The organism is Candidatus Eisenbacteria bacterium, from assembly GCA_016930695.1.
Taxonomy (GTDB): Bacteria; Orphanbacterota; Orphanbacteria; order Orphanbacterales; family Orphanbacteraceae; genus JAFGGD01.
The window spans coordinates 87,608-97,789 of the sequence record JAFGGD010000020.1 but is presented as its reverse complement, the minus strand read 5'-3'; the positions used below and the strand labels follow the sequence as shown (position 1 = coordinate 97,789).

Sequence of the window (10,182 nt, the reverse complement as noted above, 5' to 3'; positions counted from 1 at the left end):
TCTACCCCACGTAGCCCATGCCCTTCAGCCGGTCGATGATCTCCCGCCTCTCCGCGTCGTCCAGGTCCAGCTCCTCCGGCCGCGCCCGCTCGTAGGGAGGACGGAACCGGACCGGGTTCTCCCGGAGCCAATCCGGACGGAGCGCCGCCTCGATCACGCGGCCGTCCATGTCCTCCGGCACGCCGAGGCCGAAAACGTGGAGAACCGTGGGCGTCACGTCCGCGATGGAGAGGGTTTCGATCCGCCCCGCGCCGCCGAGGAAGGGGCCGCCGCGGGCGAAAAAGACGCCGTCCATCCGGTGATCGCCGGAGTTGCCGAAGGTGGGCTCGAGAAAGCGCCGGGTCGTGAAGTCCACGATGCCGAGCGCTTTGTGCTTCATGTCCCGGGGGATGAAGAGAACGTCCGGCATCCGCTCGACGTAGGGCCCTTCGTAGCGTTCCTCCCGGCGGAACACCTCGGCGAGGAGCGGGCCGCCGTCCTCGGGATCGCGGATCTCCCGCAGCTTGTCGACCAGCTCTCCGGCGGTCCGGTCGTAGTCGGCGGGATCGACGGAACCGAACCGCTCCCGCCCGCGGAGATTCACGTAGATCTGGCCGTAGTTCCCCTTCGAGAAGGCCCGGGTTTTTTCCCAGTCGATGTTCTCCAGGGAGAGGAAGATCCGGTTGATCCGGTCGAAGAGGACCGAACGCGCCCCCACGCCGCGCGAGAGACGAAGCCCGGCGAGCCCGAACCGCATGGCGGCGCGGTAGCCGAGGGCGGGGGTGAAGCCGAGCCGAAAGAGGAGCGTCTTCAGACGCGTCGACAAGTCCCTTCGCAGACGAAGAAATCCGTTTTCCCAGAGCCAGACGTTGAAATTCATATAGGTGTGAATCGGTCCGAAGCCGTGATCGGACATGATGATTTCCGTCGCGTCCGGATCGAACCCGCGGGCCGCTTCGCCGACGAGCCTCGCCGTTTCGTCCACCTCGCGGTAGTAGTCCAACACCCGATCCCTGTGGGCGCGCGACTCTTTCCGGTTCGAATGGGGGTGGGTCTCGTCGAAAACGTGCCAAAGCTCGTGCTGCACCCGGTCGGTCCCCTCGAAATAGGTGATCGCGAAGTCCCACTCCCGCTCCTTGAGCAGCTTGAGGCTCACGTTCCGCCGGTACTCGAGGATGCGGAACGCCTCGTCGAGCACGCGGTCCACCTTTCCCTTCTGGTAGACCTCCTTGTGGTAGATCGGATAGGGGCCGAAGGCTTCCTCCAGCTCATCGAGAAGCTCCGGCGGCCGGGTGAAATCGCGCGCCCCCGGCGGCGTCAGGAACCCGCTGATCAGGGTCCCCCGCACCGGGTCGGGCGGATAGGTGACCGGCACGCCGAGCACGAGCACGCGCCGCCCCTCGCGGGAGAGGATCTCCCAAAGGGGAATGCCGTCCCGGACGGTGGCGTTCACCGGAGTCTGCTCGAAGGTGCCGCCCCGGCTGTAGAGGAACTCGAAGATCCCCGTCTTCCCCGGGTTCTTGCCGGTCATGAAGGAAACCCAGGCGGGTGCGGTAATGGGCGGGAAAGTGGAACGGAGAGGGGCGGTCACCCCCTCGCGCCGGATCGACGCGAGGTAGGGAAGGACGCCGTCGTCCATCCAGGGATCGAGGGTGTCGAACGTCACGCCGTCGATCCCCGTGATCAGCACGCGGCTCATCCCTCTCTCCTCCTCTTCCGGCCGAGCACCGCGAGCGACGCGGTGAGTAGGACGGCCGCCGCGGACACCCCGGCCCCGGCGCGGAACGACGCCGGGCGGTAGCGGAAGTCTATCACATGCTCACCGGCGGGCACATGCACGCCGCGAAAGGCGTAATCCGCCCTGTAGACCCGCGCCGCTTCACCATCCACCGTCGCCGTCCAGCCGGGATACCAGGCATCGGCGAGAAGAAGAAAAGCGGGCTCCGGGGTTCGGGCGCGCACCGTCACCCTGTCCGGTTCGTAGCGCTCAATCCGCGTATCGGCCACGCGCTCCCCCGCGACGAGCGGCGGGGAGTGCGGGGACTCCTCCTCCAGGAAGAGCGTGTCCGCCGGGTCGAAGCCGGGGCGGCCGATCCTCTCGAGGATCCTTTCCGGCGGGAGCGTCTCCCAACGGAAGTGCATCGTCGCCCGCGGGAGCGGCTCGACCGTGCGGAGAGGCGCCGGCGCGCCGTCCGCCCGGAGCGTCCAGACCCTTCCGCCGACGAGGCGGAGGATGGGAGAGTCGAGGCTCTCCAGCCTCTGCAACGGCAGGTAGCGCCGGTAAGAGTAGAGACCCGGCTCGACCCTCTCCCACAGACGGCGGTAGCGGTCCAGATTGAGGGCGTTGATGCCCGCCGTGTCGTCGATCCCGTAGAGGGAAGCGGTGGCGGGCGGGAGGAAATCGCGCGCCGCCACGCCGAACCGGACGAGCCTCCCCTCCCCTCCCAGTTCTCCGCGGATCGCCCGGATCTCCGGCGTCTCGCGGAAGGTGGACTCCGCCGGAAGGGTAAGGTGGAAACGGCTCCCGAAGAGGAAAAGATCCGCGCCGGCGAGAAGCGCCGCGCCGGCGAGAAATCCGCGGCGACCGATGCGCCCCCGGAAGAGGACGAGCCCGATCCCGAGGAGCGCGAAGAGGGCGGTGGTGACCCCCGAAGCGCGCGCCGTCCCCGCCACCGGCCCGGGAGGCACCCTCCCTCCCGACAGGGCGCGGATGATCTCCTCCGGAGCGAGCGCCGCGGCGGCTGCGGCGAGAAGGATCGCGACGAGCCCGGCGAGAAGCGCCCGGGGGATCCCCCTCTCCCCGCGCGCCAGACGGTCCACCCCCATGCCGAAACCGAGGGACGCGGCGAAGAGGGGGAGAAGGATCAAACGGTCCGGGCGGGAGAAACGGAAACCGGGAAGGTGGAAGGCGAGGTTCGCCGCCGGCGTCCCCCAAATCACCAGAAGCGGAAGCAGGAAAAGCCCTCCCAGGAAGAACCGGCGGCGCCCCCTCACGATCCCGTACAGCCCGAGGACGAGGGGAAGAACGCCGAAATAGTTCAGCGTCGAAACATAATTCTGTCTAAAAAGCCCGTTTCCCCTCTGAAAGAGAGGGGACCAGAGATTCTCTTGCATCGGATTGCCGAAGAGATCGGGCACCAGCGCGCGGAGGAGCATGAACGGGTGATGGGTCCCGGAGAGAAAAGTGGCCGTGTCCACCGGGTCCCGGGTGGAGTGGCGCAGGAACTCCGCCGTCGGCAGGAGTTGAAAAGCGGCGAGGGCGAAGGAGAGAACGACCGCGGCCGCGCCTGCGGCGAGCACCCGGCCCGGCCGTTCCCCCTCGCGGAGGGCCCAGGCGGCGAAGAGGAGCCAGGCGACGGCGTAGTAGACGTGGATCAGCGTCTGGGGGAACCCGGCCGTCGCCGCCAGGGCGAGGGACGCGGCGAGAAGCGCCGCCTGCCGCGCACCCGGTTTGCGAACCAGACGATTCGCCGCGAAGACCGCCATCGGGAGCCAGGCGGCGGTAGCCACGAAGGTGGGATGGCCGGTTCGGGTGAGAAAGAAGGGGTTCAGCTCAAAGGCGACGGCGGCCGCGATCGATCCGCCCCGCCCCACCCCGAAGGAACGGGCCGCCCGATAGGCGAACCACCCCCCGAGCACGAAATGGATGATCAGAAACCACCCCATCGCCCGCATCGGCTCCATCGCGTAAAGGGCGAGGTTCACCGGGTAGAGAAGGGAACTCTGAAAATCGGCGAGAAAGGGCTGGCCGCAGAAGGTGGTCGGATCCCAGAGGGGGAGTTCACCGCGGCGCATCCAGGTCGTCGCGAAGACGCGCCGGGGATAATAGGCGAGGGCGCAGTCGGTGTTCACCGCCGGAGGGGCGATCTCTTCCGCCGTGGCGTGGCGTCGCCAGGGCTCCCACCGGTTCGGATTGCAGGGGATCTCGACCCGATCGCGAAAGGCGGCCTCCCGGAAGAACAGGAGCGCGACGCCCAGGAAAATGAGAACGATGAAACGGCGCGCCTTCATGAAAAGGTAGGCTAGCCCCTCACCGGGCCCGGCGCAAGCGAATTGCCCGGAACCCGAGCGCCGCCAGGGCGGCGAGGGAAAGCAGGGAAAGCGCCGAGCCGACCCGGAAGGAGAGGGGACGATAGGTGAAGACGACCCGGTGCGCGCCGGCGGGAATCGCTACGCCCCGTAGGATCCGGTTGGTGCGCCAGATCCGAGCCGGCGCGCCGTCGACGGAAACACGCCAACCGGGATAGAACACATCGGCGAGGACGAGAAGTCGCGCCCGGCCGGCGGCGCAGTCGACGACCACCCTCTCCGGTTCCCTCTCCACGATCACGGCCGTCTCCTCCGTGGGCTCTCCCCCCCCGAAAGGGGCCGCCTCGGGCCGCCCGCCTGCGCCCGCCGGAAAAGCACGAGCCGCTTCCTCCACGCCGGGGAAGTTCCCTTCGACGACGGCGACGACCCGGTTCCGCCGGCCCCGGCGGGCGAGGACCTCCATCGCCTCCTCCGCCGATCCGACCGGCACCGCCCGCTCCGCCAGAAAAACCCGGGGGAAGGCGAAGCGGTCCTCGTAGACGCGGAAACGCCCTTCCCGGGCGAGACGATAGCGCTCCTCGGGGAAACGCGTCTCTTCGAGGAGGCCGGAGACGGCGGGCGGGGCGATCACCCAGCGCGCGGCGAGCCGCGCCAACAGCATCGAACGCAGCTCCCACGTCTGTTCGATCGGGTTGATCCTTCTCTCCTTCACCGCGCCGGGGGCGAAGGCGTCCAGGTAGGCGCGATATTCCTTAATATTCAAAGCGTTATATCCGGCCACGTCCTCGATCCCGAATATGCCGGGAAGGTTCGGCGGCAGGTTCTCTTCCTCGAATCGGACGACCCTTCCCTCCGCCGCGCCCTCGCGAAGAAAAAGGATCTCCGGCCTCTCCCGGGGAAGACCCTCTTCGCCGACGGTCACGTGACGGCTCCGCGCGACGAGGGCCGGATCGAGCACCAGCACCGCCGCGGCCGCGACGAGAAGAAACAGGGATCGGCGGATTCTCGGGGGAACGAGGAAGGGAACGAGCGCCGCGCCGAGAACGAGAAGGGTCCGAGACGCCCGCGCCGCGGCGAAGGGGGAGGTGCCCGCCGCCAGGGCCCCCGCGTCGCCGGCGATCCGGCCGGCGATCCGGCCGGCGATCCCCCCGCCGAACAGGAGGAGCGCCGCGGCGGCCGCGGCGAGCGCGGCGGCGGCGAGCACCGCGCAGCGCCTCCCCCCCGCTCCCCCGCGCAGGCGATCGAAACCGAAGGCGGCGGGAACGACGAGGGCGATCGAAAACAGGTGGACCACCCGGTCGACCCGGGACCCGGAGAGCCCCGGTACGAGGGAGATCATCCGGAGAAGCGGCGTGCCGAGCAGAAGGAAGGCGGCCGCCGCGCCGGCGATGATCAGGAAACGGGCGCCGCGATCGCGCAGCGCGGTTCGAAAACCGACGGCGGCGAAGAGGAGCGTTCCGGCGCCGGCGTAGCACGCGGTGGAGAGAAAGGACTGCCAGTAGTGGCCGTCGCCGCGGGAGAGCAGGTGCGCCCAATCATCCCCGTCGAAGGGGGAACCGAGCCAATCCGGAACGAGCAGCCTGAGGAGCGCCGCCGGGTGCCACGCCGAGGAGAGGAGCGTCGGCCAGGCGAAACGGATCCGGTCCGAGTGCCCGATCAGCTCGGCCGTCGGCACGATCTGGGCCGCCGCGAGCCCCGCGCCGAGAAGGAAGCCGCCCGCCGCGCGGAGGATCGAACGCGTCCCCCGCTCCCCACGGACCTCCAGCCACTGATGAACCGCCCACGCCCCGGCGAGAAGGCTCGCCCATACCAGGATGGGCGGGAAACCGGCGAGGATCGTCCCGGCGAAGACGAGGGCGAGCACCGCGATGCTTCCGCCATGAATCGTTCGCCGCACCGACCAGAGAAGCGCCGGGATCCAAGAGGCGGCGGCGAGCATGGTGCTCTGCCCCGTCCGAACCGCGAGGGCGTCACCGGCGGCGAAGAGCATCCCTCCGACGAGAGCGGCGCCCGGCGACAGCCCGAGAGACCGGAGGAGGAGGAGCATCCCCACCGCGGCGACGACGAGATGGATCCAGACGAAGAGCCCCGCCTGCCTCTCCGGCGCGAAGGGGAGGAGCGCCCAGTTGACCGGGTAGAGAACGCCGGACTGGAAGTTCGCCAGAAAGGGCTGTCCGCAGAAAGACCAGGGGTCCCAGAGCGGGATCCTCCCCTCACGGAGCGCGGTGGAGGCGAGCACCCGCCTCGGATAGTACGAGCGCAAACAATCCGAATTGAAGGACGCTCCGTCCTCCGAGGACGGTCCCCAGGGCTCGAAGAGATCCGCCCGGTAGGTGACCAGATAACGATCCGGCGCGAGATCCATCGGGAAAAGGGCGAGAAGGGCGAGGATCGAGGCGGCGGCGAGAAGGATCTTCCGTCCGGTTCCGTTTCCGTTCATGCTCCGCCTACGCGGAAGAAGGACGCTCCGGCTTGTCGGAGCGGAGGTAGATTTTGATCCACATCTGAATGAGTTCGCGGATCGTCGAAAAGACGTGACTCGCCCGGACCGTGCTTCTTCCCGCAGGCCTCGGATAATGCCGGACGCCGATTTCGGTCACGCGCATCTTGTGCCGCACCGCCTTGGCGAGGATCTCCGTGTCGACGAAGAATTTCTTCGATTCGATGGTGATTACGTCGAACACCTCCCGGCGGAAAAGCTTGAAGGCGCAATCGATATCGCGCACCCGGATCCGAAAGATCATCCGCGCCGCGAGGTTGTAGCACCAGGCCAGGAAAAGGCGCGTCAAGGGGTCGAAACGGTAGATGCGGAACCCGACGACGATGTCGTAGTCGTCGATGGCGGGAAGGAAGTTTTTCATCTCCTTCATATCGAACTGGTTGTCCGAGTCGGAGTAGAAGATGTAGCGCTTGGACGCCGCCTCGAAGCCGGTCTTGAGGGCCATGGCGTAACCGAGGTTCCTGGGGTGGCGGATCAGGCGGATACGCGGGTCGGCGGCGGCGAGCGCCTCCACCCGTGCGGCGGTGGCGTCCCGGCTCCCGTCGTCGACGAAAAGGATCTCGAAATCGGAAATCCCGGCGGCTTCGGCCGCCTCGACGGCGCGGCGCGCCGACTCCCCGACGTTCTCTTCCTCGTTGTAGGCGGGGAAGACGATACTGATCTCTCGGACCATGACCGCTCACCTTCAGGCGGAGGAATCGCGCTCCCCCTCCAAAACCACTTTCGAGAGATCGGCCAGCCCCCGGAAAAGCTGAGCCGTGCCTTGGAGAAGGGCGATCCGGTTCCGCCGGACCAGATCGTCTTTGTCCATCACGAGCACCGCGTCGAAGAAACGGTCGATGGGGTCGCGCAGCGTGAGGAGCATCTCCATCGCCCGGCCGTACTCCCCCGCCTCCAGCGAGACGACGTATCCTTCGCGGATCGCTTCGGCGGCGGCGGCGAGCCCCTTCTCCTCCTCCTGCCGGAAGAGAGCCGGATCGGGATCGCCGGCCGGCTCCTGACCCTTCAAGATGTTCATCACCCGCTTGCACCCGAAGACCAGCCGCTCGAAAGAAGCGTCTGCGCGCGCTGCATCGATCGCCCGGATCCGAGGCTCCAGATCCGCGGGCCGGTCGATGCCGATCTCGAGCACGGCGTCGGTCACGTCGTAGGGAAGACCCTTCTCGTCCACCAGGAGGTTGCGGATCCGCCGCCGGAAAAAACCGCGCAGGTCGCCGAGGATCTTCTCCGGGTCGTCGAGACGCCCGCCGTACACCTCCACGCCGGCGGCGAGGAGTCGGCCGAGATCGAGGCGGACCCTCTCCTCGGCGAGCATGCGGACCACGCCGAGGGCGCTCCGGCGGAGGGCGTAGGGATCCTGGGAACCGCTCGGGACGAGACCGGCGGCGAAGCAGCCGATCAGCGTGTCGATCCGGTCCGCCAGCGACAGGATCACCCCCGGCACCGTCTCCGGGAGCGCGTCGCCGGAAAAGCGGGGGAGATACTGCTCGAAGATCGCGCGCGCCACGTCCTCCTCCTCGCCGGAGGCGCGGGCGTATTCCATTCCCATGTAACCCTGCAGTGCGGTGAACTCCTTGCCGTCCCGGATCATCTCGGTGGTGAGATCCGCCTTGGCGAGACGGGCCGCGCGGGTCGCCGCCCCCTTCGCCTCCGGCGCCGCCTCGGCGGCGAGCCGTCCGGCGATCGCCTCGATCCGCTCGGTCTTCTCGAGGAGGGAGCCCATCCCCTCCTGCCACAGGATGCGGTCGAGACGCTCCACCCGCTCGGCGAGGGGGACGGAACGGTCCTCGTTCCAATAGAACTCGGCGTCCGCCAGGCGGGCGGCGAGCACCCTTTCGTTGCCGGCGCGCACCTCCGCCTCGTTTCCCGCCGTCCCGTTGGCGACGGCGACGAACCGCGGAAGGAGCCGGCCGCTCTCGTCGGCGACGGAGAAATACTTTTGATGGGAACGCATGGCGGTGATCACCACACGTGCCGGTAGGGCGAGGAAGCGTTCCTCGAAACGTCCCACCACCGCGTGGGGATGCTCGACCAGGTAGCCGACCGTGTCCAGAAGTCCGGGGTCGTCGATCACGCGCCCTCCCTCGGCCGCCGCCGCCTCGGCGATCGACTCGGCGATCCGCGAACGCCTCTCCTCGGGTGAGACGATCACGAAGGCGGCGCGGAGCGCCTCCTCGTAGGATTCGGGAACGTCGATCCTCACCGGATCGGGATGGAGTTGCCGGTGACCGCGGCTCGTCCGCCCGCTCCGCACGCCCGCCACGGCGATGTCGATCACGTCCCCGCCGAGAAGCGCGACGATCCAACGGATGGGACGGGCGAAGACGAAGCCGCCGGACTCCCAGCGCATGGTCCGCGGGAAGGGGAGCGACGCCAGGATCTCCGGCACCAGGTCCGCCAGGATCTCCGCCGTCGCCCGCCCATGGTCGGTCACCGTAGCGGCGAGGTACTCTCCCTTGTCGGTGGTCACTTTCCGCAGGTCCGTCAGCGCGATCCCCTGGGTCTTGGCGAAGCCGATCGCCGCCTTGGTCGGGTTTCCGTCGGCGTCGAAAGCGATCCGCGCCGGCGGCCCGGTCACCTCACGCTCCCGGTCCGGCTGCATCTCCTCCACGGCCAGGGCGCGCAGCGCCAGCCGCCGCGGGGTGGCGAAACGCTCCATCCTCTCGAAGAGGATCCTCTCCCCGGTGAGACGCGACGCGAGCTTTTCCGCGAAGGCGTCCAGCGCCGGCGACAGGTACCCGGCGGGGATCTCCTCGGTGCCGATCTCGATGAGCAGCGTCTTCCTCACGCCCCCTCCCCCTTCCCGAGCAGGGGGAAGCCGAGGCTCTCCCGCTTCTCGATGTAGGCGACCGCCGCCTTCCGGGCGAGCTTGCGGATCCTGCCGATGTACGCGGTCCGCTCGGTTACGCTGATGGCCCCGCGCGCGTCGAGCAGGTTGAACAGGTGGGAACACTTGACGCAGTGATCGTAGCCGGGAAAGACGAGCCCCTTCGCCAGAAGACGCTCCGCCTCCGCTTCGTAACGGCGGAACAGGTCGAAGTGAAAATCGATGTCCGCCTCCTGATAATTAAGATGGCAATATTCCACCTCGGACTGACGCAGCGCCTCCCCCCAGGTCAGCTCTTCGGTCCACCGGACGTCGAAAAGCGAACGGACCCCCTGAATAAACATGGCGAGCCGTTCCAGTCCATAGGTCAGCTCCACCGAGATCGGGTTCAGGTCCAGGCTGCCGGCCTGCTGGAAGTAGGTGAACTGGGTCACCTCCATCCCGTCGAGCCACACCTCCCAACCGAGCCCCCAAGCGCCGAGGGTGGGCGATTCCCAGTCGTCTTCGACGAAGCGGAGATCGTGGCGGTTCAGGTCGATGCCGATCGCTTGGAGCGATTCGATATAGGCGTCCTGCACGTCCGTGGGCGACGGCTTCAGGATCACCTGATACTGGTGGAATCCCTGCACGCGGTTCGGGTTCTCGCCGTACCGGCCGTCCTTGGGCCGCTTGGAAAACTCCACATAGGCCGCCTTCCACGGTTCCGGTCCGAGCACCCGGAGAAAAGTGGCGGGATTGAATGTCCCGGCGCCCACCTCGGAGTTATAAGGGGTCGCGATCAGGCAGCCCCGCTCGGACCAATACCGCTCCAGGGCCATGATGATTTCTTGAAAAGTCAAAGATGTCT

Annotated in this window: 6 protein-coding genes; all 6 read right to left on the bottom strand. The window is 67.8% G+C overall.

The annotated features are described in order from the left end of the window. Position 1 precedes the first annotated feature (1 nt). From JW958_03415 to JW958_03390, 6 genes are read right to left on the bottom strand one after another with little or no spacing between them, the layout of a single operon-like run. Positions 2–1,678 carry an alkaline phosphatase family protein gene (locus tag JW958_03415; GenBank protein MBN1825290.1) on the bottom strand — a complete coding sequence of 559 codons (1,677 nt, stop codon included), beginning with the start codon at positions 1,676–1,678 and terminating at the stop codon, positions 2–4. Then, complete coding sequence (locus JW958_03410; protein MBN1825289.1) at positions 1,675–3,990, bottom strand: YfhO family protein; 2,316 nt, start codon at positions 3,988–3,990, stop codon at positions 1,675–1,677. Before JW958_03410 ends, JW958_03415 begins: the two co-directional genes overlap by 4 nt. Positions 3,991–4,009: 19 nt before the next feature. Further along, positions 4,010–6,448, bottom strand: a complete 2,439-nt coding sequence (locus JW958_03405) for a YfhO family protein (protein MBN1825288.1) — start codon at positions 6,446–6,448, stop codon at positions 4,010–4,012. Positions 6,449–6,455: 7 nt separating this feature from the next. Next, positions 6,456–7,181, bottom strand: a complete 726-nt coding sequence (locus JW958_03400; GenBank protein MBN1825287.1) for a glycosyltransferase family 2 protein — start codon at positions 7,179–7,181, stop codon at positions 6,456–6,458. A 12-nt stretch (positions 7,182–7,193) separates the two neighbouring features. Then, complete coding sequence (locus JW958_03395; protein ID MBN1825286.1) at positions 7,194–9,296, bottom strand: glycine--tRNA ligase subunit beta; 2,103 nt, start codon at positions 9,294–9,296, stop codon at positions 7,194–7,196. Beyond that, positions 9,293–10,174 carry a glycine--tRNA ligase subunit alpha gene (locus JW958_03390; protein ID MBN1825285.1) on the bottom strand — a complete coding sequence of 294 codons (882 nt, stop codon included), beginning with the start codon at positions 10,172–10,174 and terminating at the stop codon, positions 9,293–9,295. The genes JW958_03395 and JW958_03390 overlap by 4 nt, the downstream gene beginning before the upstream one ends. Between the last annotated feature and the right edge of the window lie 8 nt (positions 10,175–10,182).

What these genes read in the sequence shown, in the direction of transcription:
- JW958_03400 (MBN1825287.1), bottom strand. Translation starts at nt 7,181, where the DNA reads ATGGTCCGAGAGATCAGTATCGTCTTCCCCGCCTACAACGAGGAAGAG.
- JW958_03415 (MBN1825290.1), bottom strand. Translation starts at nt 1,678, where the DNA reads ATGAGCCGCGTGCTGATCACGGGGATCGACGGCGTGACGTTCGACACC.
- JW958_03405 (MBN1825288.1), bottom strand. Translation starts at nt 6,448, where the DNA reads ATGAACGGAAACGGAACCGGACGGAAGATCCTTCTCGCCGCCGCCTCG.
- JW958_03410 (MBN1825289.1), bottom strand. Translation starts at nt 3,990, where the DNA reads ATGAAGGCGCGCCGTTTCATCGTTCTCATTTTCCTGGGCGTCGCGCTC.